The sequence below is a fragment of the Embleya sp. NBC_00896 genome, assembly GCF_045207785.1.
GTDB lineage: Bacteria > Actinomycetota > Actinomycetes > Streptomycetales > Streptomycetaceae > Embleya.
Genome location: NZ_CP108776.1, coordinates 846738 through 869773, shown reverse-complemented (window position 1 = coordinate 869773; position 23036 = coordinate 846738). Strand labels below are relative to the sequence as shown.

At 73.9% G+C, this 23036-nt stretch carries 20 protein-coding genes; 10 read left to right on the top strand and 10 right to left on the bottom strand.

What is annotated here, in order from left to right; all coding sequences use genetic code 11:
• Positions 1–73: 73 nt before the first annotated feature.
• The 3 genes from OG928_RS04120 to OG928_RS04110 all read right to left on the bottom strand — a co-directional run bounded on the left by OG928_RS04120 (position 74) and on the right by OG928_RS04110 (position 2393).
• A complete protein-coding gene (locus tag OG928_RS04120; RefSeq protein ID WP_406279361.1) occupies positions 74–1735 on the bottom strand; it encodes a hypothetical protein in 1662 nt (553 codons plus the stop codon).
• A 105-nt stretch (positions 1736–1840) separates the two neighbouring features.
• Positions 1841–2035: a DUF2304 domain-containing protein gene (locus tag OG928_RS04115; RefSeq protein ID WP_406279358.1), complete on the bottom strand. Its 195-nt coding sequence runs from the start codon at positions 2033–2035 to the stop codon at positions 1841–1843.
• A 25-nt stretch (positions 2036–2060) separates the two neighbouring features.
• Positions 2061–2393 carry a hypothetical protein gene (locus tag OG928_RS04110; protein WP_406279355.1) on the bottom strand — a complete coding sequence of 111 codons (333 nt, stop codon included), beginning with the start codon at positions 2391–2393 and terminating at the stop codon, positions 2061–2063.
• 371 nt (positions 2394–2764) lie between these two features.
• Here OG928_RS04110 and OG928_RS04105 point away from each other — a divergent pair, with 371 nt between their 5' ends.
• Positions 2765–3223, top strand: coding sequence for a flavodoxin family protein (locus OG928_RS04105; RefSeq protein WP_406279352.1), 459 nt, complete (start codon positions 2765–2767; stop codon positions 3221–3223).
• Positions 3224–3253: 30 nt separating this feature from the next.
• Here the strand turns inward: OG928_RS04105 and OG928_RS04100 are convergent, their stop codons facing one another.
• Together OG928_RS04100 and OG928_RS04095 are read right to left on the bottom strand one after the other, a co-directional pair.
• Positions 3254–4576 carry a hypothetical protein gene (locus OG928_RS04100; RefSeq protein ID WP_406279349.1) on the bottom strand — a complete coding sequence of 441 codons (1323 nt, stop codon included), beginning with the start codon at positions 4574–4576 and terminating at the stop codon, positions 3254–3256.
• A gap of 699 nt (positions 4577–5275) precedes the next feature.
• Positions 5276–5887, bottom strand: a complete 612-nt coding sequence (locus OG928_RS04095) for a TIGR03086 family metal-binding protein (protein ID WP_406279346.1) — start codon at positions 5885–5887, stop codon at positions 5276–5278.
• A 62-nt stretch (positions 5888–5949) separates the two neighbouring features.
• Between OG928_RS04095 and OG928_RS04090 the strand changes: the two genes are divergently transcribed.
• A complete protein-coding gene (locus tag OG928_RS04090) occupies positions 5950–6993 on the top strand; it encodes a helix-turn-helix transcriptional regulator (RefSeq protein ID WP_406279343.1) in 1044 nt (347 codons plus the stop codon).
• 291 nt (positions 6994–7284) lie between these two features.
• On the opposite strand, the gene OG928_RS04085 is transcribed toward OG928_RS04090, so the two are convergent.
• The gene (locus OG928_RS04085) at positions 7285–8130 is read right to left on the bottom strand and encodes an SDR family oxidoreductase (RefSeq protein WP_406279340.1); all 846 of its coding nucleotides are present in this window, start codon (positions 8128–8130) and stop codon (positions 7285–7287) included.
• A gap of 142 nt (positions 8131–8272) precedes the next feature.
• Here OG928_RS04085 and OG928_RS04080 point away from each other — a divergent pair, with 142 nt between their 5' ends.
• A complete protein-coding gene (locus tag OG928_RS04080) occupies positions 8273–8839 on the top strand; it encodes an NUDIX hydrolase (protein WP_406279338.1) in 567 nt (188 codons plus the stop codon).
• A 40-nt stretch (positions 8840–8879) separates the two neighbouring features.
• Here the strand turns inward: OG928_RS04080 and OG928_RS04075 are convergent, their stop codons facing one another.
• The gene (locus OG928_RS04075; RefSeq protein ID WP_406279335.1) at positions 8880–9374 is read right to left on the bottom strand and encodes an FBP domain-containing protein; all 495 of its coding nucleotides are present in this window, start codon (positions 9372–9374) and stop codon (positions 8880–8882) included.
• 94 nt (positions 9375–9468) lie between these two features.
• Between OG928_RS04075 and OG928_RS04070 the strand changes: the two genes are divergently transcribed.
• Entirely contained in the window at positions 9469–10041 is a 573-nt protein-coding gene (locus OG928_RS04070; protein WP_406279332.1) for a TetR/AcrR family transcriptional regulator, read from the top strand.
• Between the two features lie 54 nt (positions 10042–10095).
• Here the strand turns inward: OG928_RS04070 and OG928_RS04065 are convergent, their stop codons facing one another.
• Complete coding sequence (locus OG928_RS04065) at positions 10096–11247, bottom strand: winged helix DNA-binding domain-containing protein (RefSeq protein WP_406279329.1); 1152 nt, start codon at positions 11245–11247, stop codon at positions 10096–10098.
• A 235-nt stretch (positions 11248–11482) separates the two neighbouring features.
• On the opposite strand from OG928_RS04065, the gene OG928_RS04060 reads away from it, so the two are divergent.
• The 5 genes from OG928_RS04060 (at position 11483) to OG928_RS04040 (ending at position 17728) form a co-directional block, all read left to right on the top strand.
• Complete coding sequence (locus OG928_RS04060; RefSeq protein ID WP_406279326.1) at positions 11483–13084, top strand: ABC-F family ATP-binding cassette domain-containing protein; 1602 nt, start codon at positions 11483–11485, stop codon at positions 13082–13084.
• A 90-nt stretch (positions 13085–13174) separates the two neighbouring features.
• Positions 13175–13702 (top strand): DUF1697 domain-containing protein, encoded by a 528-nt coding sequence (locus OG928_RS04055; RefSeq protein WP_406279323.1) that lies wholly within the window; start codon positions 13175–13177, stop codon positions 13700–13702.
• 81 nt (positions 13703–13783) lie between these two features.
• Positions 13784–14386: an ArsR/SmtB family transcription factor gene (locus OG928_RS04050; protein WP_406279320.1), complete on the top strand. Its 603-nt coding sequence runs from the start codon at positions 13784–13786 to the stop codon at positions 14384–14386.
• Between the two features lie 49 nt (positions 14387–14435).
• Entirely contained in the window at positions 14436–15185 is a 750-nt protein-coding gene (locus OG928_RS04045; protein WP_406279317.1) for an ABC transporter ATP-binding protein, read from the top strand.
• Complete coding sequence (locus OG928_RS04040) at positions 15185–17728, top strand: ABC transporter permease (RefSeq protein ID WP_406290761.1); 2544 nt, start codon at positions 15185–15187, stop codon at positions 17726–17728. The genes OG928_RS04045 and OG928_RS04040 overlap by 1 nt, the downstream gene beginning before the upstream one ends.
• A gap of 115 nt (positions 17729–17843) precedes the next feature.
• On the opposite strand, the gene OG928_RS04035 is transcribed toward OG928_RS04040, so the two are convergent.
• Positions 17844–18449 carry an NAD(P)H oxidoreductase gene (locus tag OG928_RS04035; RefSeq protein ID WP_406279314.1) on the bottom strand — a complete coding sequence of 202 codons (606 nt, stop codon included), beginning with the start codon at positions 18447–18449 and terminating at the stop codon, positions 17844–17846.
• Positions 18450–18491: 42 nt separating this feature from the next.
• Positions 18492–19541 carry an NADP-dependent oxidoreductase gene (locus OG928_RS04030; RefSeq protein WP_406279311.1) on the bottom strand — a complete coding sequence of 350 codons (1050 nt, stop codon included), beginning with the start codon at positions 19539–19541 and terminating at the stop codon, positions 18492–18494.
• A gap of 153 nt (positions 19542–19694) precedes the next feature.
• On the opposite strand from OG928_RS04030, the gene OG928_RS04025 reads away from it, so the two are divergent.
• A complete protein-coding gene (locus tag OG928_RS04025; RefSeq protein WP_406279308.1) occupies positions 19695–22922 on the top strand; it encodes a BTAD domain-containing putative transcriptional regulator in 3228 nt (1075 codons plus the stop codon).
• Positions 22923–23036: the final 114 nt, after the last annotated feature.

The window sequence follows — 23036 nt, the reverse complement described above, 5'->3', positions numbered from 1 at the left end:
GGCTCGGTGGCTCGGGGGGCCTGTTCGGGGTGTCTGGGTGTCGGGGTGTCGGGTCAGGGGTGGTGCGGGGTGTTCAGGCGCTCGGCTCGGGTTCCCGTCGGGGCTCCAGCGCGGGCTCCGGTACGGGGTTGATCGCGGGTCCCGTCGCGGGTCCTGTCGCCGGCCCCGTGAAGGGTTCCGCAGCGGGCTTCTTGTCGAGTGGGACCGGGTTGTGCTCCGGGCTGCCGGCGAGGCGGGGGAGCAGGGTGAGGACGCGTTTGCGGTCGGCTTCGGGGGTGTCCTCTTCGAGCGGGTCGGGGGTGTGCGGGATCTGGATGCGGGCGACGGGGCTGTTGCCGATCCGGACGTAGCCCCGGCCCACGGGCATGGCGTCGCCGCCGGAGACGCCGGAGGCGGTGCCCAGGACGGTGTGGATGGTCTCCGGGTCGAGCGGGCCCAGGGTGACGCGGGTGTGGGTGTCGGCGATCAGGGCGGGGCGCAGCCGGTCGAGGTGGGTGGGCCGGGCGCTGGTGATGATGCCGATGTGGGTGGCGCGGCCCAGGCGCAGTGGCAGGTCGAGCAGTTCCTGGGGGTCGGTGCTGCCCTGGCCGGTGGCGAGGTCGGTGAGTTCGGTGATCTCGTCGAGGATCACCCACAGGGGGCGGCGGGCGTTGTCGGGAACGGGGGTGCCGTGCTGCTTGGCGTGGGTGACTGCGGCGATGCGGCGTTCGGTCTCGTGCCGGAGCCAGGTGAGCGTTTCGAGGGCGCCGTTGTAGCCGGTTTCGACGCGGAGGATGTGCTTGCGGCCGGCGAGGCAGGCGTAGTCGCCGGAGCCGCTGCCGTCGATGACGACGATGTCGCCGTCGCGGGCGGCCTGGAGGGCGATGGTGCGCAGCAGGTTGGATTTGCCCGCGCCGGGGGCGGCGACGACGAGCAGGTGCGGGTCGGTGGTGCGGTTGCCGGTGCGCCAGATGACCGGTGGGAGCTGCTGTGTGGTGCCGTCGATGCGGATGGGGGTCAGCCGGTTGGTGCTGGTGGCGTCGGTGATGCCGAGGAGGATCTCGCAGGGTGCGGTGACGTATTGCTGGGCGGGGACGGCGGGCGGGAGCGGGGGCAGTGCGGCGAGGGTGAGTTGGTTGTTCTCGGTGTCCCACGCGTAGAGGTATTCGCGGCTGCGGCCGATCTTGGCCTGGAGGGCGCGTTCGATCCGGGCGCGGGCGCCGGGGTCGTCGTCGGTGAAGTAGGGGCTGTACGTGAGTTCGAGGCGGGTGATCTTGTCGCCGTCGAATTCCCAGTGTTGGAAGGCGTTCTTGTACGGGCCGCCGGGGCGGAAGAGCCGGGCGGGGTCGTGGTCGTCGGCGAGGTAGGGGACGAGGCCGTTGTAGACGGACTGGAGCTTGACTTCGGTGTGGTCGGGTCCGGGGTCGGGGGCGGGGGGTTTCTCCGCGTGGCCGAGCCAGGCGGCGCCGGCCATCACGAGCAGCAGGGCGACGAAGGGCGCGTAGGGAAGGTAGTAGAGGGCGAGCAGGCAGGCGGCGGCCCCGGCGGCGGCGGCTTTGCGCTTGTCGGTCGAGGCGGTCTTCCACCAGCCGCGGGACCAGGCGATCTGCCTGTTGAGGCCGCGGCTGAGGGTGAGGATCGGCGAGAAGGTGTCGCGGGTGTGGTGGTGGATGCGGTGGGCGCGTGAGCGGGTGTTGCCGATGCCGTCCTTGGCACGTTGGGCGATGGTGGCGAGGGATTTGGGGCCGGGGGACATGCGGTCTCCGTGGTGGGTGGGCCGACGCTGGTGGTGGGTAGGCGGGAGGCCCCGGTTCGGGGGGCCGAGCCGGGGCCTACGTGATCGCGCGGGTTGGGGGCGCGGTCAGAATGTGAGGCCGCTCAGGAGGTTGGCGATGCTGTTGCTGCTCGCGGTGATCTGCGGGGCGATGGAGCTTCCGGCCAGGTAGAAGCCGAAGAGCGCGCAGGTGAGGGCGTGTGGAATCCGGAGCCCGTCCTTGCGGAAGAAGATGTAGGCGATGACGCCGAGCAGCAGGACGCCGGAGACGGAAAGGATCATGGTGGGTGCTCCTTCGGGGGCGCATTCAGTACGTGGTGTGGGGGGTGAGGATCCCGGTGCGGGCGAGCCCGTACAGGACGAGGACGGCGGCCGCGAGGCGGCCGGGGGTGGACAGGGCCCAGAGGGCCGCGTGGAGGGCGATGACGAGGGGGAGGGTGGTGAGGGCGTAGACGGTGTGGAAGGTGCGGGCTTGTGGGGTGGCGGCCCGGGTGGCCGGTGTGAGGGTCCGCCGGACGACCGCGGTGAGGGTGGGGAACGTGGGGGCGACCGTGGTGGTCGTCGCGGTGGTGGTCGTGGTGCTCGGTGCGGGGGCGGGGGTGTTGCTGGGCTTGGTGCGCGGGTAGGGCAGCAGTCGCATGTGGGTGGTTCTCCCCGAGGTGCCGGTTGGTCGGGTGACCGTCTGTCGGCCGGTTGATGTGTCGATCTATTACTTAAAGTGCTCTTATCGTCACAAATGGTGCGCTGCTGTCAAAGCATCAAATGGGTGGAATTGCTATCTTTTTCGCGCCGATCCACTCGCATGGGGGACTCGGCGGGATCGCCGGGGGCTCGGCCGGACCGCGTGGGCGGAGGGGCCAGGGGGCCGAGGGTCGCGGCGGGCGATGCGCGGCGACGGGCCCGTCCCGGCGGGGCGCGGGGAGGGTCGATTTCCCGACAATCTCACCCGTTGAGGTGATGGTCGGCGGGGGTACGCGCGGGTGCGACCCCGGGTTCTGGCAGCGTGAGGCCATGGCCATCCTGCTCGTGGTGCACCACACGCCCTCGCCCACGCTCGCCGAGATGCTGGAGGCGACCCTCGCCGGCGCCCGGGATCCCGAGATCGAGGGCGTCGAGATCCGCGTCCGCGCCGCGCTCACCTGCTCGCCGGTCGAGGTCCTGGAGGCGGACGGCTACCTGCTCGGCACGCCCGCGAACCTGGGCTACATGTCCGGGGCTCTGAAACATTTCTTCGACACGGTGTACTACGTCGTGCAGCAGGAGACCGTGCGGCGCCCGTACGGGCTGTACGTGCACGGGGGCAGCGACACCACCGGTGCGGTGCGGTCCGTCGAGTCGGCGGCAACGGGGTTGCAGTGGCGGCGCGTCCGTCCGCCCGTCGACATCGCCGGCCCGCTCACCCGCGACGCCCTGGCGGCCTGTACCGAACTGGGCGCGATCGTCGCGGCGGAGCTGATGGACCAGGCGTGACGGGTGTGCTCGCCGCGACCGGTGTCCGGGTCAGGAGCTGCGGGCCCAGCGTGGGGGGTGGGTGCGGGCGGCGTGCAGGGCGGCGGGGGTGGGGCGTTCCACCGTGTCGGGGACCGCGTCCAGGGGGAGGGCCAGGGCCCTGGCCCAGGTGCGGCGCCAGCTGAGGCGGCGTTGCGTGCGCGCGGTCTCGCGGCGGGCGCGCGCGGTGGCGCGGCGGTCGATCTCGGCGCGGGCGAGGGTTTCGCTGCGGAGCCACAGGGGGCGGGTGTGCAGCAGTTCCTCGACGTAGGCGGTGGTCCATTTGTTGCTGCGCGGGCGCAGGTCCAGGACCAGTTCCAGCGGGAGGCCGAAGAGTTCGGCGACGGCCTCGTCGGCGAGGTGGTCGATGACGGCCTCGGCGGCGCGGCACACGGCCTCGGCGCGGCGTTGCTGGGCGTGCCATTCGCGGTCGAGCCAGCGGGTGACGGCGGCGGTGGCGTGTTCGAGCTCGCGGTCGGCGTGCAGTTCCAGGAGCCAGCGTGGCGGCTCGGTGGCCAGCTGTTGCAGGAGGTCGGCGCTGATGTGCTGGTCGATGGAGGGGACGCGGTGGGCGATGTCCTCGGCGGGGACGCCCAAGGTGGCCCAGACCCGGTGCGGGCGGGCGAGGGCGCGGAGCGCGGCGAGGGCGCGGGGGGTGGCGGCGGTCAGGAGGTCGGCGATCTCGGCCGGCTTGTACCGGCACTGGACGGCGATCTCGGTGATGTCGCGGACGCGCGGGTCGCCCATGAAGCGGCGCAGCCGGGCGGGGGCGGTGCCGTGCAGGTGGGCGAGGGCGCAGGTGAAGGCGATGGCGTCGGCGGGATCGGTGTCGGTGCCGGGGGCCAGGCCGGCCAGGTACAGGCGGGCGTGGTGGGCGCGTTCGCGGTTGTGCGCGCGGGTGGCGGCTGCCTTGGTGGCGGCGAGCGAGCGGGCCACGGTGCGGGCGGCGGCGCGGAGTTCGCGGTCGGCGGTGATGTGCGGGTGCAGGGTGTCGACGTCGGCGGTGCGGTAGTAGCGCACTTCGAGGTCGCGGCCGTAGCGGGAGACGTGCACGCGGTCGACCACCGGCAGGGCGGCGGCCAGGGCGACGCGGCGGAAGCGCTCGCGGCTGATGCCCAGGCGGTGCGCGGCCTCGGTGGTGGTGAGGGGCTCCTCGCGGCGCAGTGCGGTGAGGAACGGTACGGGGTCGGCGGCGGCGCGGGCGACCGCGTCGGCGTCGAAGGTGCCGTCCTGGTGTTGTGCGAGCAGTCCTGTCCGGGCGGCGAGGCGGACTTGCCGGGGAACGAGCCCCAACGCCTTGCCGACACGCGCCGCACCGATGCCTCCTCGGGTCACGACCGGCCCCTTCCGTACGGGTGACACCGAACGGGGCGACCATAGAACGGCTGCGGGCCGCAGGGGAGGGCAAAGTGCGAAATCCGCCCGATCGTGCGGGGAAGGAGTAGGGCAGGTTACGGCAAATGGGGGACGGTGAGTTGATTCGTCGAGATTTGGAAGGTGGCCGAATCGACCTTTCCCGTGATGTGCTCGGGGGGTTACGGGGGGTTACAGGACGAGTTCGAAGCATTCGAGTTCGACGGGGCCGGTGTCGTTGCCGTACGGGGGGATCGGCCGATAGCCCAGAGCCTTGTAGAGGCGATCGCGCCGGTGGCCTTGGTGCGCGCGTGCGGGTGGGTTGACGGGCGAGCGTGATCCGTCCGCGTACCTCTTGGCTTGGCTGTGGTTCCGCGCGTCAGCGCCCACAGACCGGGTCGAGCTCGTGATCGACGAGCGCAGCGAGGAGAGCGGCCGGAGGGCGCTGCCTTTGCTTTTCCCAACCTCGCCGGCCCGGAGCTTGCGGAGGGACGGCGACGTGCGAGCGGAGGGCCACTTTTTCTCGGAGGAGCGTAGCGGGGGAGAGGAAAAGTGGTGCTTCGGGAGCCGGCGGCGAAGCCGCCCAAAAAGAAGCACCGCCGCGCCCACGTCACTGGCCCCCGTCTCGCCGAGCCCGCGTCTCGGGCCGGGTGTCTCGACCACCCCCACGAGCCGAGTCGGCTACGGTCGGCGGCCGTACCACGCCACCAGGCGGTCGATGTCGGGCGCGTCCGGGGCGGTGTCGACCACGGCGGCGAACGGCACCGGCCGGCCGCGGGGTTCGGCCGGGAGCGCGCGGTGCATCGCGGCGAGGGAGGGCGCCAGAACGTGCGGGTCCCATGCCGGGTCCTGGCCGGTCGCGGTGGCCAGGTCCCAGGTGTGCAGCGTGAACTCGGTGCTGTAGGCGACGAGGGCGAGCGCGCCGGGCAGCGTGCCGAACGGCAGGCGGTACTGCCGACCCAGGACCGCCGGGTCCGACCACGCGCCCTCGACCTCGCGTACGGCCTCGTCCCACGCCGCCGCCCACGTGCCGGTGGCGATGTCGGTCGCCCGGTCCGGCAGGCCCAGCGGGTCCTCGCCGCGGCCGATCGCGGCGACCCGGCGCAGGATCGCGACGAGGTGATCGGAGAGGTCGCGCACCGTGTAGTCGGCGCAGGGCGTGGGGTCGTCGAGGCGGTCGGGGTGCACGGCGGCGAGGGTGCGCCCGGCCAGGGCCAGGGCGCCGGCGAAGGCCGGTCGCGGGTCGGGGAGGGCGGCGGTGGCGGCGGCGGTGGTGTTCGCGGTGTCGGTCATGACGCCATCCTGGAACCCAAAGTGGCCATCTCCTGGCCGGTTTTCCGGAGAGAATGATCGGTATGAAGGCCGACCGCCTCGTGGCGACGCTGTTGTTCCTGCAGACGCGCGGACGGGTGACCGCGTTGGAGGTGGCCGCGGAGCTGGAGGTGTCCGAACGCACCGCCCGGCGCGACCTGGAGGCGCTGGCGAGCGCCGGTGTCCCGGTGTACGCGCAGCGCGGGCGCGGCGGTGGCTGGGAGCTGGTCGGCGGTGCCCGGACCGACCTCACCGGGCTCACCGCGGGCGAGATCCGGGCGCTGTTCCTGGTCGCGGGGCCGTCCTCGACCACACCCGAGCTGCGGACGGCGCTGCGCAAGCTGGTGCGGGCGCTGCCGGCGACGTTGCGCTCCGGCGCGGAGGCCGCGGCCAACGCCGGCGTCACCGACGAGACCACGTGGTCGCGGTCGTCCGACGCGGACGCTACGCCGTACCTGGACCCGCTCCAGCGCGCGGTGGTGGACGGTCGGCGGATCCGGCTCGGGTACGCGGGGCCGGGCCGGCCGGCCGGTGAGCGGACGGTCGACCCGCTGGGCCTGGCGGCCAAGGCGGGCGTGCGCTATCTGGTCGCGGGCACCCCGCGGGGGCTGCGGACCTTCCGGGTGGACCGGGTCACCTCGGTGCGGCCCACGGGCGAACCGGTCGAGCGGCCGGAGGACTTCGACCTGCCGACCGTGTGGCGCTCGTTGGCCGCGCGGCTGGAGGACCGGATGCTCGCGGCCACGGTGCGGGCGCGGGCCGTCCCGGAGGCCGAGGTGATCCTGCACCGGCTCCTGGGCGCGCGCCTGCGGATCCTGGGCACGCGGGCCGACGGGTGGATCGAGTTCGAGGTCGACGGCCCCTCGCTGCGCGCACTGGCCGCGCAACTGGCCGGACTGGGCGCACAGGTGGAACTCCTGGAACCACCCGAGGCCCGCACGCGATTGGCCCGCCTCGCGGTCGAACTCGCCACGATCTACGGACCGCCGGGTCCGGACCCCGATCCGGACCCGGACCCGAGTGCGGAAGCGGGGCCGGACCCGGATGCGAGGCCGAGCGCCGACGCCGAGGCGACGACGCGGCGTTAGCTGCTGGGGTCGCGCGGTCGCGGGGCTACGGGGCCGCAGGGCCGTGGGATCGGAGGAACGCAGGCGGAGCTTTCGTCTCGGTCGCAGGGGGGTGGCCGTCGTCGTGTCGGACCCGTCCGTCATGCTGCGAGCGGCCGTCGGCTGCGATCGGCCATGTCCGCCGCAGGGTGGTGGGCGAACGGCTCGGTCTCCGTGTTCGGAGGCCGGGCCGTCCCACGCCCGGTTCGGCGGCTTCGCCGTGGCGGGCCGCGCCCTGCCCCGTACCCCGCCGGCGCCGGGCCGGGCGCGCGCTCAGCGGAAGATGGGGGCGTGGTCGGTGGCCCACTGCCGGAACGTGCGGGGCGGGATGCCGGTGAGGTCCTGCACCGTGGTGGTGATCGGCGGCGGCGGGGGCTGCGTCTCGGCGGTGGCCAGCAACGCGTCCACCAGCTCGGGCGGGCGGCCGTCGGCGAGCAGTTGCGCCCGGGCGGCCTGCGCGGTGACCTGTTCGAAGCGCAGCGGCCGGCCGATCGCCGCCCCGATCGCGTGGACCTGATCGGCCCTGCTCAACACCTCCGGGCCGGTCAGGACGTACGTGGCCCCCGCGTGCCCGTCCTCGGTCGACACGCGCACCGCCGCCGCCGCGACATCGCGCTCGTGGACCACCGGCTTCGCCGGCATCAGGGGCCCGCGCACGACGCCGGTGGCGCGGATCTGGCCGGCCCACCCCAGCGCGTTGCTCGCGAGCGTGCTCGCCCGCAGGACGGTCCACTCCAGGCCGGACTTCGCGATCGACCGCTCCATGTCGGCGTGGAATCGGTTGATCGGATCGGCCTGCCGCTCGGCGCCGTCGTCCACGCCGGCCGACGAGAGGTAGACGACGCGGCGGGCGTGCGCCGCGATCGCGTCCAGCACGGGGGGCGCACCGGCCGCGGTGATGAACGGCCAGACCAGGAACACCGATTCGACCCCCGTCAGCGCCGCCCGAAGGCCGTCGGGCTCGGCCAGGTCCCCGCGCACGACCTCGACCTCCGCCGGCAGTACGGCCGAGGCCGCCGCGGGATCGCGCGCCAGGGCCCGTACGGCGACACCCGCCGCCAGGAGTCGGTCGACGACCTGTCGACCGGCGTTCCCGGTCGCTCCGGTAACCAGAATCATGAGCCATCCCCAAGGGTGTGTGGATCCGCCGCGGTCGTCACGATCCTGCAACCTCAACCGCCCTTGAGGTCAACCGGGCGGCGCCGGCGCCGGCGCCGCCGTTCCGTCCCGTGCCGCCCGACCGGCCGCGATACTGGCCGCCATGACGACGCACACCGACGGCACCGCCCCGACCCGCCCGGACGCCGGCCCCGTGCCGTTCTCGCGGGTCAAGATCCGCGTCGGCGCGTTGGTGTTCTGCGGTGCCGAGGTCGCCCTGATCCGCCGAGACCGCCCCGACTCCGTGCATTACACGCCGCCCGGCGGCAACGTCGAAGCCGGCGAGGACCTCCTGGTCGCGCTGCGCCGCGAACTGTCCGAGGAACTCGCCCTGGACCCCGCCGAGGCGAGCGACCCGGAACTCGTGTGGGTGGTCGACCAGATGGTGTCCCGCCCCGGGCCCACCCCGCCGCCGCGCAAGCTGCACCTGATCTACCGACTGCACGTCGGCGAGGCCGTCCGGGCCGGCCTCGCCACCGAGGAGCACGACGCACTGCCCGGCGGCGGCCACGAGATCGGCGTCGTCGAGTGGGTCGACCACCGCGCCGCCGCCGGGCTGCCGATCTTCCCCCCGATCGGCCCGGCCCTCGCCGCCCTCACCGGCCCCCGCGGCCCGGTCGCCCACGCCGGCCTGCCCTCGGTCACCGACGCCGACTACACCTGGGTCTAGGGCGTGTCTTCGGCCAAGGCTGTGGCGACGGCCCCGCGGGTCACTCCGCGAGCTTGGCCAGGAACGCCGACAGGTTGGTCCGAGTGCGTTCGATCTGCTCGTCCAGGGTCAGGGTCTCCTCGAAGCGGCTGCCGGGGGCCGGGGACTTGCGGCCGCGAACGTACAGGGAGCACGCGAGGTCGGTGCACATGTACACGCCGACCGAGTTGCCCTCGCGGCCGGCCTTGCCGGTCTTGCGGGCGGTCATCAGCGAGACGCCGCTGCCCGGGTGGGTGGTCAGGCACAGCGAGCACATGCTGCGGTGCAGGTAGCCCCGGCGCTGGGCGGGGAAGCGCAGCGTGATGCCGATGAGGGCGCCGTCGTGCTCGGTGACCAGATACGTGCGATCCGGCGCGCCGGGGTCGCGCCAGCCCAGGAAGTCCAGATCCTCCCAAGGGCTTTCGGCCAGGTCGCGGGGCACGGGCAGGCGCTGGGCCTCGCCCTTGGAGCAGTTGACGAACGACGAACGGATGTCCGATTCGGTGAGGGGGTTCATGGTCGGGAAACTAACAGCGCCTGTGTATCTTGGGCAAAGTAATTTAGGCAAATACCTAGAAGGTCTAGGAAGTGCTTCGGGGAGGTGACGGCGCGTGGCCCGGATGGGACTGACGGCCGAACGCGTGGTCGAGGCGGCCGCCGATCTCGCGGACGAGATCGGATTCGACAACGTCACGTTGTCGGCGCTCGCTCGCGGCTTCGGCGTCAAGGACGCGAGCCTGTACTCGCACGTCAAGAACCTCCAGGACCTGCGGGAACGGGTCGCCCTGCTGGCCGGGAGCGAACTCACCGACCGCACCGGCGCCGCGCTCGCGGGCCGGGCCGGCAAGGACGCCCTGGTCGCGTTCGCCGACGCGTACCGCAAGTTCGCGCACGAACGCCCCGGTCGCTACGCGGCCACCCAGATCCGGCTGGACCAGGCCCTCGCCGCCTCGTCGCCGGCGTTCCTGCGCAACGCCGAGAACTGCTACGCGATGCTGCGCGCGTACGGGCTGGCCGAGCCGGACCTGACCGACGCCGTACGGCTGCTGCGCAGCACCTTCCACGGCTTCGTCAGCCTGGAGGCCGCCGGCGGGTTCGGCGCCGCCCGCCTGCCGCGGGAGTCGTGGGATCGCGTGGTCGAGGCCCTGCACTCGGCGCTGGAGCACTGGCCGTCGCCGTCCTGAGTCGAGCCGCGCCGTCAGAGGTGCACGCGGGGGACCCACCCCGGCGCGCCACGCTCACCCCGGCACCGGCGCCTCGATCGTGATCTCGCGGGTCGCGGCGCCCGGCGCGGTGAAGGCCAACAGGCGGGTGCCCTCGTCCACGAGGTCCTCCTCCTCGGCGCCGGTCAGCGCGCGGAAGGGGCGGATCCGCAGCGTCGCGCCCTCGCGCGTGGAGCGGATCCGCCAGGTCGCCGCGACGAATCCGTCGATCAGGACCGAGCTCGGCTGCTCCGGGCTGCCGGTGAAGAAGTCCTGCGCGGTGTAGTCCACGCGGTTCGCGTCGACCACCCGGCCGCGGTCGACGTGCGAGAGCAGCAGGTTGTCGAAGTCGTACAGAAAGCGCGCCGGCGCCGGGGTGTCCGGGGCGGGGCGCGGGGCGTCCGGCAGGTCGAACAGTTCGCGGCCCGTCGCGTCCCGGAAGACCATCAGCCGCGGCCGGAGCCCGTCCAGGACCTCGGCCAGCCGGGTCAGCCCGCACCACTTCTGCACGTCGCGCACCGTGGCCGGGCCGAACGCGGCCAGATAGCGCAGCACCAGGTCCGCCGCCTCGGCCGCGGGATCCACCGGGCGGCCGAGCCAGTTCTCCACCGACGTGTGCGCCACCGGCCCGCTCGTACCCCACAGCCCGCGCGGCGGCACCTGCACCAACGGCACGTACGCGCGCACCGCCTGGGCCAGCGCGGCCGGATCGCGATCGGGCCACCGCTCGGCCAGGCCCCGACCCAACGCGCTGAACGTCAACGGCCCCTCGGCCGGCAGCTCCCGTCCCATGGCGGCCACCGCGGCGAGGTCGACGTCGCCCCACGCGCGCTTGAACGCGCTCGTGGTGCTGCGCTCGATCACCGGATCCACCAGCGGCCGCAACCACAGGCAGTCGTCGGCCGTCACCAGGTGGATGGTCGAGCGCATCAACGCCATCCGCGCCAGGCCGCCGTCGCGCAGCAGCCCCGACGTGTCCTGCGGCGTGTAGTCCGCCAGCCGGCTCCACAGGCCCGTGTACCACGTGTGCGGGGTCTGCGCCTGGAGCCCGACCAGGTGGTGCACGGCCTGAGCGGCCGTCAGGTCCGAGCGGCGCAGCAGCAGTTGCCGGTCCAGGGTGGCGCGGTTGAGAGCGCGGATGTCGAGCAGCGGGGCCATGGGGATCCTTCGCGCGGTGCGGGCTTCCATGGTGGCGACGATAGGCACGAATGCGGCCGGCTTCCGGCCGCAATGCGGCGCGGATCGAACGGTTAACGGGTTCCGCCGGATCCGCACGACGCATGGGCGGCGCCGAATAAATGCCCGGTCGTAGCGATGGGCGTCCGGTTATAGTCGGTCACATGTCTACGCCTCGAATCTCCTAGCTCGGACACACGCCTTCACGTCACCCGTGTGTCCTTGAGCTGTTTCGGAGCGTATTCCCTTGATCACCGTTCGCGGTGTCGACGTTCGCGTCGGCGCCCGCCTCCTGCTGTCCGACGTCTCCTTCCACATCGCCCCCGGCGACCGGATCGGCCTGGTCGGCCGCAACGGCGCGGGCAAGACCACCTTGTTGAACACCCTCGCCGGCGTGCACCGGCCGGCCGCCGGGACTATCGCGCGCACCGGCTCGCTCGGCTACCTGGCGCAGGACTCGCGCGCCGCCGACCCCGCCGGCACCGTCACCGACCGGATCCTGTCCGCGCGCGGCCTCGACGGCGCGGTCGGCGCGCTGCGGGCCGCCGAGGCCGCGATGGCAGGCGCCGCGGATCCGGCCGGGCAACAGCGCGCGATGGCCGCGTACTCCCGGGCGGAGGCCGAGTTCCAGGTCCTGGGCGGATACGCCGCCGAGGCCGAGGCGGCCCGGGTCGCCGCCGGCGTCGGGCTGCCGGACCGGGTCCTGGACCAGCCGGTCGGCGCGTTGTCCGGCGGGCAGCGGCGCCGGGTCGAGTTGGCCCGGATCCTGTTCGCCGAGCACGGCACGCTGCTGCTGGACGAGCCCACGAACCACCTGGACGCCGACTCGATCGGGTGGCTGCGCACCTTCCTGGCCGCGCACCGGGGCGGCCTGGTGGTGATCAGCCACGACACGGGGCTGTTGGCCGACATCGTCAACCGGGTCTTCCGGCTCGACCCGCACCGCGCCGGCATCGACGTGCACAACACCGGCTGGTCCGCCTACCTGGCCCAACGCGACGCGGACGAGCGGCGGCGCACCCGCGAACGGGCCAACGCCGAACGCAAGGCCGCCGCGCTGCGCACCCAGGCGGACCGGATGCGCTCGCACGTCGCGACCGCCGTCGCGGCCAAGAACATGGCCCGCCGAGCCGACCGGATGCTCGCCGACCTGGAACCGGTCCGCCGCGCCGACCGGGTCGCCCGGATCCGGCTCCCCGAGCCCGCCCCGTGCGGACGCACGCCGCTCGGCGCGATCAGCCTGGTCAAGACGTACGGCGAGCACCGCGTGCTGACCGGGGTGGACCTGGCCGTCGACCGCGGCAGCCGGCTCGTGGTGCTCGGCCGCAACGGCGCGGGCAAGACCACGCTGCTGCGGATCCTGGCCGGGCGCGAACGCCCCGACGCGGGCCGGGTGGTGCCCGGCCACGGGCTGCGGGTGGGCTATTTCGCCCAGGAGCACGACACGCTCGACCCGCGGCGCACGGTCCGGGAGAACCTGGCCTGTGCCGCGCCGCACCTGAGCGACGGCGAGGCCCGGCGGGTGCTGGGCGCGTTCCTGTTCACCGGGGACGACGCCGACAAGCCCGCCCGGGTGCTCTCCGGTGGCGAGAAGACCCGGCTCGCGCTCGCGGGCCTGGTCCACTCGGGCGCCAACGTGCTGCTCCTGGACGAGCCGACCAACAACCTCGATCCGGCCTCGCGCGCCGAGGTGCTCGCGGCGGTGGGCACCTATCCGGGCGCGATCGTGATGGTCACCCACGACGAGGGCGCGATCCGGGCGCTGCGCCCGGACCGTGTCCTGCTGTTGCCGGAGGGCGCCGAGGACCTGTGGGACCCGGACTACCTGGACCTCTTCGAAGGTGCGTGACATGCCGGGATCGCGGCCGACGGGAACGATCATGGTGCGCACGGGCGGTACGCCCGGGTGGTTCCGGACCGGATTCGCTGGAGGCGTGTCGTGACGAAGTACGTGGCGCTGTTGCGCGGTATCAACGTGGGCGGGCATCGCAAGGTCCCGATGGCGGATCTGCGGCGCACGCTGACGGAACTCGGGTACACGGAGGTCCGCACGCTGCTGCAGAGCGGCAACGCCGTGTTCGAGGCGGCCGAGCAACCGACCGCCGACCTGGTGGCGGCGATCGAGCCGCAGCTGCTGGCCGAGTTCGGGTTCGCGGTGGACGTCATGGTGCGCAGCGCCGACGAGTTGCGGGCGGTGGCCGCGGCCAATCCGCTGGAGGTGCGCGATCCGGCGAAGCTCGCGGTGGCGTTTCTGGCCGAGGCGCCCGATCCCGACGTGTCGGCCGGGCTCGACCCCAAGAGCTACGCGCCGGACGAACTGCGCACGGGGGAGCGGGAGTTGTACATGTACTGCCCCGACGGGCTCGGCAAGGCGCGGGTGACTCCGATCCTGATGCGCCGGCTGGGCGGCGCGGCGACCGTGCGCAACTGGAACACGGTGACCAAGTTGCTCGCGATGGTCGAGTAGCCGTCGAGGGGGGCCAACCGGCCCACCGGGGTGGGTCCAGACCCATTGCACAGATTTTTGTGCACAGATTATTGTGCATACATGACGCCGTCCGAACGCCGTGATGTCAGCACCTTCGAGGCGCTGAAAGCTCTCGCGCACCCGCGCCGACAGCGGATCCTGCGGCAACTGGCGGCGGGCGGGCCCGCGACGTCCGCGTCGCTGGCCCGCGCGCTCGGCCTGAACACCGGCGCGACCAGCTACCACCTGCGCGAGCTGGCCCGGCACGGGTTCGTCGAGGACTCGACGGTCCCCGACGCGCACGGCCGCGAGCGCTGGTGGCGGGTCGTGCGGCAGGACCTGCGATTCCCGCCCCGCAGCCAACAGAGCGAGGAGGTCCGGCCGGTCGTCGACGAGATGAACCGGCTGGCCTTCGCGGCCGACCTGGAGGCGTACACGCGCTCGCAGGCGCAGAGCGGCACCGAGGACGACACGGGGATGGACATGCCCTACTCGCGCGGGAGCATCCACGTCACGCCGACGGAACTGGCCCGCTTCTTCGAGGAGTACATCGCGCTGGTCAACCGGTACAAGCGCGACGGAGCGCTGCCGGCCGGGGCCCGCGAGGTACAGACCCGCTTCATCGCCTTCCCGACCCCGCACGCCGAGGGCGCGGACACCGCCCCCGACGACGCGACCCCGTGACCGCCGGAAACACCCGAACCAACCTCCCCACCAGACAAGGCATCGCACCATGACCACGCACGACCGCATACCCGACGCCGTATCGCTGGCCGGAGTCGAACGGATCCACGGCAAGGGATCCACCGCCGTCACGGCCCTGCGCGAGATCACCGTCGCGATCCCGCGCGGCAGCTTCACGGCCGTGATGGGCCCCTCGGGTTCCGGCAAGAGCACGTTCCTGCAATGCGCGGCCGGCCTGGACAGCCCGACCGCCGGGACCGTGCGCCTGGGCGAGACGATGCTGACCGGCCTGAACGAGACCCAGCTGACCGAACTGCGGCGCGAGCGGGTCGGCTTCGTGTTCCAGGCGTTCAACCTGATGCCCTCGCTGACCGTCCTGGAGAACATCACGCTGCCGCTGCGGCTGGCCCGAAGGCGCCCGGACGGGGCGTGGGTCGAGGAGATCGTCCGGCGGGTGGGCCTGACCGGCCGCACCGGGCACCGGCCGGCCGAGCTCTCCGGCGGGCAGCAGCAGCGGGTGGCGATCGCCCGCGCGCTGGTGACCCGACCCGAGGTGGTGTTCGCCGACGAGCCCACCGGCGCGCTGGACACCGTCACCGCCAAGGAGGTGCTCGCGCTGCTGCGCGACACCGTGGACTCGATGGGCCAGACGGTGGTCATGGTCACCCACGACCCGGTCGCCGCGTCCTACGCGGACGAGGTGCTCTTCCTCGCCGACGGCCGGATCACCGACACGCTGACCGGGGCCGGCGCCGATCGGATCGCGGACCGGATGACCCACCTGGGGGCGTGGGCCTGATGTTCTTCCTCGCTCTTCGCACCCTCCGCGCCCGCAAGGGCGGCTTCGTGGGCGCGTTCGTCGCGCTGGTGTGCGCGGCCGCGCTGGTGACCGCGTGCGGCGCGCTGTTGGAGACCGGCCTGCGCGGCGAGATCCGGATCGAACGCTACGCGGGCACCGACACGGTCGTCACCGCCGACCAGAACCTGCACTGGACCAAGCACAAGAAGGGCAAGACCAAGGTCAAGTCCAAGCCGCTGACCGAGCGGGCCTGGCTGGACCAGGCCGCCGTCGAGCGGTTGCGCGCGATCCCGGGCGTGGCCGCCGCGGTGCCCGAACTCACCTTCCCCGCACACGTGCTCACCGCCGGCGGCCACGCGCTGGAGAGCGGCGGCAACGCGTGGGGACACGCGTGGGAGTCGGCCGAGCTCACCCCGTTCACGCTGCGCGCGGGCCGGGCCCCGACGGCGCCGGACGAGATCGTGCTCGACGCCGATCTCGCCCGCCGCGCCCGGGTCGAGGTCGGCGGCACGGTCACCGTGCAGTCCACCCAGGCCCCCGGCAGCTACCGCGTGGTCGGCGTCGCGGCGCCGCACGGTCGGGACGGACTGGCCCGGCAGGCCACGGTGTTCTTCGCCGGCGGCGAGGCCCGCCGACTGGCCGGCCACCCCGGGCAGGTCGCCGCGGTGGGTCTGCGGACCGCGCCCGGCGCCGACACCGCCGCCGTGCGCACGGCGGCCCGCGCGGCGCTGGCGGGCACCGGCGCGCAGGTGCGCACCGGCACCGATCGCGGCCCGGCCGAGTTCCCGGCCGCGGCCAAGGCCCGGGTCGGCCTGATCAGCCTGGGCGGCGCGCTCGGCGGAACGTCCCTGCTGATCGCGATCCTGGTCGTGGTCGGCACCTTCGCGCTGTCGATCCAGCAGCGCCGGCGCGAGATCGCCCTGCTGCGCGCGATCGGCGCCACCCCTCGGCAGGTGCGCCGGATGGTGGGGCGCGAGGCGCTGGTGGTGGGTCTGCTCGCGGGCGCGCTCGGGGCGTTCGCGGGCCTGGGCCTGGCCCGGTGGCTGCACGGGCGGTTCGTCTCGTTCGGCGCGCTGCCCGACACCCTGGCCCTGAAGCTGACCCCCATCCCGATGATCGGCGCGGCGCTGCTGACCCTGCTCGCGGCCTGGGCGGCGGCGCGGGTGTCGGTGCGCCGGGCCGCGCGGGTGCGGCCGAGCGAGGCGATGGCCGAATCGGTGATCGAGCGATCCCGCCTGGGCCTGGGCCGGACCATCGCCGGCGTGATCGCGCTCGCGGGCTACGTCGTGCTGCTGCTGGTGCTGCGCACCCTCGACACCGAACCCAAGTCGACGCCGGTCACGTTCGTGACCGTGGTGCTCGCCGCGGTCGCGATCGCACTCCTCGGGCCGGTCCTGGCCCGGGCCGGAACCGCGGTCCTGGGCGCGGTCGTCGGGCGGCTGTCGCCGGTCAGCGGATTCCTGGCCGCGCGCAACGCCCGGGCCGCCGCGGAGCGGGTGGCCGCCGTGGTCACCCCGCTGAGCCTGGCCGTCGCGATGGCGTCGACGATCCTGTTCACCCAGTCGACCACCAGCCACGCCGCGCAGAACCAGGCGGCGGACGGCACCCTGGCCTCCTACACGCTCGCGGCCGGCGACCCCGGCGTTCCGGGCGCGGCGGCGCAGGCGGCGCGCGCGGTGCCCGGCGTCGAGGTGGTCACCGAGGTGGTGCACACGATGGTGCGCGCAGGGAAGGACAAGTTCGCCGCGCAGGGTGTCACCCCGCAGGGGCTCGACCGTTCGCTCGACCTGCGCACCTCGGCCGGCTCGTTGGCCGGGATGACCGACGGCACGGTCGCGGTCAGCGACCTGGCCGCCAAGACCAAGGGGGTCGGGGTCGGTGACGAGCTCAAGGTCACCATGGGCGACGGCGTGGTGGTCCCGCTGCGGGTGGTCGCGGTGTACGAACGCGGCCTGGGCTTCGGCGACCTGACGCTGCCGCACGCGGTGGCGGCGGCGCACGTGGACCGGCCCTCGGCCGACGCGGTGCTGATCTCCGGCACCCCCGCCCTCGACCGTGCGGCGCTGCGGAAGGCGCTGGGCGGCTTCCCCGGGGTGCGGGTGCTCGACCGCGGCGAGGTCGAGCAGGCCCGCAAGGAGCGGGCCGGCACCCAGGCGCAGGTCAACTACGTCGGAATGGGCCTGATCATCGCGTTCACCGGGATCGCGGTGGTCAACACGCTGGTGATGGCGACCTCCGCGCGGCGCCGCGAGTTCGCGCTGCTGCAACTGGTGGGCACCACCCGCCGGCAGGTGATGCGGATGCTGCGCTGGGAGACCGGGGCCGTGGTGCTGCTCGCGACCGGCCTGGGCACGGCGGTGGCGTTCGCGACGCTGACCGCGTACAGCGTGGGCATGACCGGCAGCGCGGCGCCGTACGCCCCGCCGCTGACGTACGCGGCGGTCGTGCTCACCGCGGCGGCGCTCGCGCTGGTGTCGACCGTGCTGCCGGCGCGGCTCGCACTGCGCGGCAACCCGGCCGACACGATGGGGTTGCGGGACTGACCCGACGCACGACGACGTGTGGTGCTCGGCAGCGGGGCCGCCGAGCACCACACGTCGTTGTGGTCGTGGTTGTAAGGGGAACGAAGAACTCCCGTCGTCGTCGGACCCGCCGGCCCTAGACCGTCGCCGGCGGCCGGGCGAACTCGCCCACCGCCGCGTCGGCGGAGGCGAGCAGCTCCGTGTCGTGCGCGCCGGTGGCGACCGTGTCGTACACCAGGTGCAGCCGGGCGTCCTCGATGCCGCTGAACCGCGAGATGCCCACGGTCAGCTGCTGCTCGATCAGGTCGGCCCAGCCGCCGGCCGCGAAGTGCGCCCGCGAGTAGCCGGCCAGCCCCACCCACAACATCCGCTTGCCGGCCAGCCGCGGACGGCTGCGGCCGTACGCGAAGCCGTAGTTCCAGACCCGGTCCACCCAGCCCTTGAGCAGCGCGGGCAGCCCGAACCACCACACCGGGAAGACCACCACGATCGTGTCGGCGGCCTCGATCCGCGCCATGTGCGCGCGCACCTGCGGGCTGTAGACCTTGTCCCGGTCGGACCAGTCCGGTTCGTCCTCGGTGGTCATGCGCGGGTCGAAGCCTTCGACGCCCAGGTCGAGCAGGTCGACGGTGTGGCCCTCGGCCACCAGGCGTTCGCGGGTGCGGTCGGCGATCCGCGCGGTCAGCGAGTCGCCGCGGGGGTGGGCGAGCACGACGAGGGCGTGCGGGGCGCGGGTGGTCATGGTCGTTGCCTTCCTCAGGGATGGGTGGGTGGGGGAGTGGGATCAGGCGCCGAGGCGGACGAGCATCTTGCCGGTGTTGGCGCCGGCCAACACGCCCAGGAAGGCGGCGGGAGCCTGCTCGATGCCCTCGAACACGGTCTCCTCGGTGCGCAGCGAGCCGTCCGAGAGCCAGCCGATCGCCCGCCCGATGAACTCCGGGAACTGCGCGAAGTGGTCGTTGATCAGCATGCCGCGCAGGTTCAGCCGCTTGGTGTACGCCTGGAACAGGTTGCTCGGGCCGGGCACCGGCTCGGTCGCGTTGTAGCCGCTGATCGCGCCGACCAGCGCGAACCGGGCGCCGACCTTGGCGTGCGCGATCGCCGCCTCCAGGTGGTCGCCGCCGACGTGGTCCACGTAGACGTCGATGCCCTCGGGCGCGGCCTTGGCGAGCTGGTCGCCGATCGCGCCGGCGCGATAGTCCAGGGCGATGTCGTAGCCGAAATCGGTGACCAGGCGCTCGGCCTTGGCCGGTCCGCCGGCCGAGCCGATCACCGTGGTCGCGCCCAGCTTGCGGGCGATCTGGCCGGCCACGCTGCCCACCGCGCCGGCGGCGCCGGAGATGAACACCGTGTCGCCCTCGCGCACCGGGGCCACCTCGGTCAGCGCGGCGTACGCGGTCAGGCCGGTGGTGCCGAGCACGCCCAGGTAGGACTGGGCGGGGACGGCGGAGGTGTCGAGCACGATCGCGGTCGCGGCGTCGATCACCGCGTACTCGCGCCAGCCGGCGAAGTGCGACACGGTCGCGCCGACCGGGACGCCGTCGGCGCGGGAGGCGATCACCTCGCCGACCGCGCTGCCGTCCAGGACCGCGCCGAGCTCGAACGGCGGGATGTACGACTCGGCGTCGTCCATGCGACCCCGCATGTAGGGGTCGACCGACATCCAGGTGTTGCGGACCAGGACCTGGCCCTCGCCCAGTGCCGGGACCGCGGCGGTGACGAGCTCGAAGTCCTCGGCGGTGGGAGCGCCGACGGGGCGCGAGGCGAGCCGGATCTCGCGGCCGGTGGTGACGGTGGCGGAGGTGCCGGCGGCGGGGGTGGTGGTGACGGACATGGTGTGGACTCCCGGTCTGGTGTGTCTGGTTCGGGCCGTCCCGAACTCGTTGACAGCACTGTGCCGCCGGCCGCGCACGGTCTGCTGGGGGTCCGCGCACGGTCGCCGACGGGCGACCGTCAGGACGCGGCTGACCTGCGCTAACGTGGCGCCATGCGCTTCGGGGTGTTGGGTCCGCTGGCCGTGTGGAGCACCGACGGAAAGCCGGTTCGGGTCCCCGAGTCGAAGGTGCGCGCGCTGTTGGCGGACCTGCTGGTGCATCGGGACGGTCCGGTCTCGGCCGACCTGCTGGTCGAGGACCTGTGGGGCGCGGACCCGCCGGGCAATCCGGCGAACACGTTGCAGACCAAGGTCTCCCAGCTGCGCCGCGCGCTGGAGGCGGGCGAGCCCGGCGGGCGCGAGCTGGTCGCCTACCGCCCACCCGGCTACGAGCTGCGGATCGCGGCCGACGCGGTGGACGCGGACCGCTTCGTCGCGCTGACCGCGCGGGCCCGGGCCGACACCGATCCGCGCGCCCGGGCGGGGCTGCTCGCGGACGCGCTCGCGCTGTGGCGCGGGCCGGCGTTCGCGGACTTCCGGGACGAGGAGTTCACCCGCGCCGCGATCACCCGGCTGGACGAGCAGCGGCTGACCGCCTTGGAGGACCACGCCGAGGCGCGCCTGGAGCTGGGCGAACACACGCTCCTCGCCGACGAGTTGGGCGAGCAGGTCGGGCTGCACCCGCTGCGCGAGCGGCTGCGGGCGGCGCACCTGCGCGCGCTGTACCGCTCGGGGCGCCAGCAGGAGGCCCTGGCCGGATACGGCGAGCTGCGCGAACGGCTGGCGGACGAGCTGGGCCTGGACCCGGGCCCCGAACTGGCCGCGCTGCACCAGGCGATCCTGGAGCAGGACCCGGGTCTGGCCGCGGTCGCCGCGCCGGCCACCTCCGCGGCGCGCCCGCGCACCAACCTGCCCGCCGCGCTGACCGACCTGGTCGGGCGCGAGGACGCCGTCGCCGAGGTGGGCGCGCTGGTGCGGACGGCCCGCCTGGTCACCTTGACCGGGCCCGGCGGGGTCGGCAAGACCCGGCTCGCGCTGGAGTGCGCCGCGCGGGCGGCACAGGAGGAGCCGGCCGAGTTCCCGGACGGGGTGTGGCTGGTCGAGCTGGCCGGGCAGCGCGATCCCGGCGAGGCGGAGTTGGCCGACGCGATCGCGGCGGCGCTGGGGATCCGCGACGAGGTCGCGACGGGGGCCGCGTATCGGGCGCCCGAGTCGCGGGCCCGGCTCGCCGACGCGTTGCGCGCGCGCCGGCTGCTGCTGGTCCTGGACAACTGCGAGCACGTGATCGAACCGGTCGCGGTGCTCGCCGATCTGCTCCTTCGGGCCGCGCCCGGGCTGCGGATCCTGGCCACCAGTCAGGAGCCGCTGGCGGTGGGCGGCGAGGCGCTGCACGTGGTGCGGCCACTGGGGGTGCCCGATCCGGCCGCCGATCCGGCGGCGCTCGCGGAGTCCACCGCGGTGCGGCTGTTCGTCGCGCGGGCCGCGGCGGCGGCGCCCGGGTTCGGGCTCGACGCGCACAACGCGGACGCGGTCGCGGCGATCTGCCGGCGACTCGACGGGATCCCGCTGGCCCTGGAGCTGGCCGCGACCCGGGTGCGTGGGCTCGGCGTCCACGGGTTGGCGGCCCGACTGGACGACCGCTTCCGGGTGCTCGGCGTCGGCCGGCGCGGGGTACCGGCCCGGCAGCAGACGTTGCGCGCGATGATCGACTGGAGTTGGGAACTGCTCGGCGCGTCCGAGCGGATCGTGCTGCGCCGGTTGGCGATCCACGTCGACGGGTGTGCCCCGGCGGCGGCCGAGGCGGTCTGCGCGGACGCGGACCTGCCCGGCGCGGACGTGCTCGACCTGGTGGGTCGGCTGGTGGACCGGTCGTTGGTGGTCGCGGTGGAGGGGCCGGAGGGGCCGCGGTATCGACTCCTCGAGTCGGTGGCCGCGTATTGCGTGGAACACCTGCACGCGGCGGGCGAGTTCGAGCGCGTCCAGGCTCGGCACGACACGTATCTGGCCGACTTCGTCGAGCTGGCGGGGCCGCACCTGTACGGGGCGGACCAGCGCGTGTGGCTCGCGCGCCTGGACGCGGAGAGCGCGAACCTGCGCGGCGCGCTCGACGGCGCGGTGCGGCGCGGGGACGCCGAACTCGCGGTGCGGTTGGCCGGCGGCGCGGCCTGGTACCGGTTCCTGCGCGGGCGCTATCGCGAGGCGTACCGGGCGCTGACCGCCGCGCTGGCCGTCGAGGGCGGGGGTGGCGGATCGGCGCGTGCGGGGGCGGGCGCGTGGCGGGCCGGGTTCGCGATGCTGATCGGCGACGGCAGCGATCTGGTGCGGCACAGCAGGGACGCGTTGAAGGCGTACGACGAGATCACGGCCGGCCGGGCCCGCGCGCAGTGGTTCCTGGGCCTGGCGCACCTGCACGTGGGGGACGCGGGCACCGGCGGCGAGCTGATCGACCGGGCGCTGGCGGGCTTCAGGGAGGCGGACGACGCGTGGGGGATCGCGGCGGCGTTGAGCAGCCGGGCCAAGCACGCGATGTTCCGCGGCGACCTGGGCACGGCGGCCGAGGCGGCGGCGGACAGCGCGGCGCGGTTCGGCGTGTTGGGCGAGCGGTGGGGGCGGGTGCAGGCGTCGGACATGCTCGCGTATGTGGCCGAGGTGTCGGGGGAGTACGACCGGGCCGCGGCGCTGCATCGCGAAGGGCTGCGCGGGGCCGAGGAGCTGGGTCTGTGGACCGACGTGTCGTATCGGCTGTCCGGGCTCGGGCGGATCGCGCTGCTGCGCGGCGACTTCGAGCAGGCCCGGGAGTTCCACGAGCGGGGGCGGCGGCTCGCGGTCGAGCAGTCGGACCGGTTCGCCGAGGAGTTCGCCGAGGTCGGTTTGGGTCTGGGGGCCCGGCGGCAGGGCGACCTGGACCGGGCGGAAGGGCATCTGCGCAACGCGCTGGAGTGGAATCGGCGGCTGCACGAGGACTACGGCGTGCCGTTCTACGGGGTGACGTTGTTGCTGGCCGAACTCGGCTTCGTGGCCGAACTGCGCGGTGACGCGGTTGCGGCGCGGGCGCTGCACGAGGAGGGCCTGACGGCGGCGCGGGCCACCGCGGACCCGCGTGCGGTCGCGCTTGCGCTCGAGGGGTTGGCCGGGGCCGAGTCGATCGCGGCGGACGGGGGTGTGCGGGCGGCGCGACTGTTGGGCCGTGCGGAGGTCCTGCGGACGGCGGTCGGGGCGCCGTTGCCTTCGGCGGAACGGGGTGACGTGGACCGGATCGAGGCGGCGGCACGCAGGGTGCTGGGCGACGCGGCATTCGCGGCAGAACACGCAAGGGGCGCAGCAGACCCACTCGCCCCGTAACCCGGCCTCAAGCGCGGGCCGGGCTGGGTGGCCTCAAGCGCCGGCCGGGCTACGGGAGCCGGCCTTTGGCCAGGTGGGCTCAACTGCCGGCCCGGCTGGGTGGCGTCGATCGAG

Excerpts from the sequence above, each read along its gene's own strand:
- OG928_RS04120 (WP_406279361.1), bottom strand. The coding sequence starts at position 1,735 with ATGTCCCCCGGCCCCAAATCCCTCGCCACCATCGCCCAACGTGCCAAG.
- OG928_RS04115 (WP_406279358.1), bottom strand. The coding sequence starts at position 2,035 with ATGATCCTTTCCGTCTCCGGCGTCCTGCTGCTCGGCGTCATCGCCTAC.
- OG928_RS04110 (WP_406279355.1), bottom strand. The coding sequence starts at position 2,393 with ATGCGACTGCTGCCCTACCCGCGCACCAAGCCCAGCAACACCCCCGCC.
- OG928_RS04105 (WP_406279352.1), top strand. The coding sequence starts at position 2,765 with ATGGCCATCCTGCTCGTGGTGCACCACACGCCCTCGCCCACGCTCGCC.
- OG928_RS04095 (WP_406279346.1), bottom strand. The coding sequence starts at position 5,887 with ATGACCGACACCGCGAACACCACCGCCGCCGCCACCGCCGCCCTCCCC.
- OG928_RS04090 (WP_406279343.1), top strand. The coding sequence starts at position 5,950 with ATGAAGGCCGACCGCCTCGTGGCGACGCTGTTGTTCCTGCAGACGCGC.
- OG928_RS04085 (WP_406279340.1), bottom strand. The coding sequence starts at position 8,130 with ATGATTCTGGTTACCGGAGCGACCGGGAACGCCGGTCGACAGGTCGTC.
- OG928_RS04080 (WP_406279338.1), top strand. The coding sequence starts at position 8,273 with ATGACGACGCACACCGACGGCACCGCCCCGACCCGCCCGGACGCCGGC.
- OG928_RS04075 (WP_406279335.1), bottom strand. The coding sequence starts at position 9,374 with ATGAACCCCCTCACCGAATCGGACATCCGTTCGTCGTTCGTCAACTGC.
- OG928_RS04065 (WP_406279329.1), bottom strand. The coding sequence starts at position 11,247 with ATGGAAGCCCGCACCGCGCGAAGGATCCCCATGGCCCCGCTGCTCGAC.
- OG928_RS04050 (WP_406279320.1), top strand. The coding sequence starts at position 13,784 with ATGACGCCGTCCGAACGCCGTGATGTCAGCACCTTCGAGGCGCTGAAA.
- OG928_RS04045 (WP_406279317.1), top strand. The coding sequence starts at position 14,436 with ATGACCACGCACGACCGCATACCCGACGCCGTATCGCTGGCCGGAGTC.
- OG928_RS04040 (WP_406290761.1), top strand. The coding sequence starts at position 15,185 with ATGTTCTTCCTCGCTCTTCGCACCCTCCGCGCCCGCAAGGGCGGCTTC.
- OG928_RS04035 (WP_406279314.1), bottom strand. The coding sequence starts at position 18,449 with ATGACCACCCGCGCCCCGCACGCCCTCGTCGTGCTCGCCCACCCCCGC.
- OG928_RS04030 (WP_406279311.1), bottom strand. The coding sequence starts at position 19,541 with ATGTCCGTCACCACCACCCCCGCCGCCGGCACCTCCGCCACCGTCACC.
- OG928_RS04025 (WP_406279308.1), top strand. The coding sequence starts at position 19,695 with ATGCGCTTCGGGGTGTTGGGTCCGCTGGCCGTGTGGAGCACCGACGGA.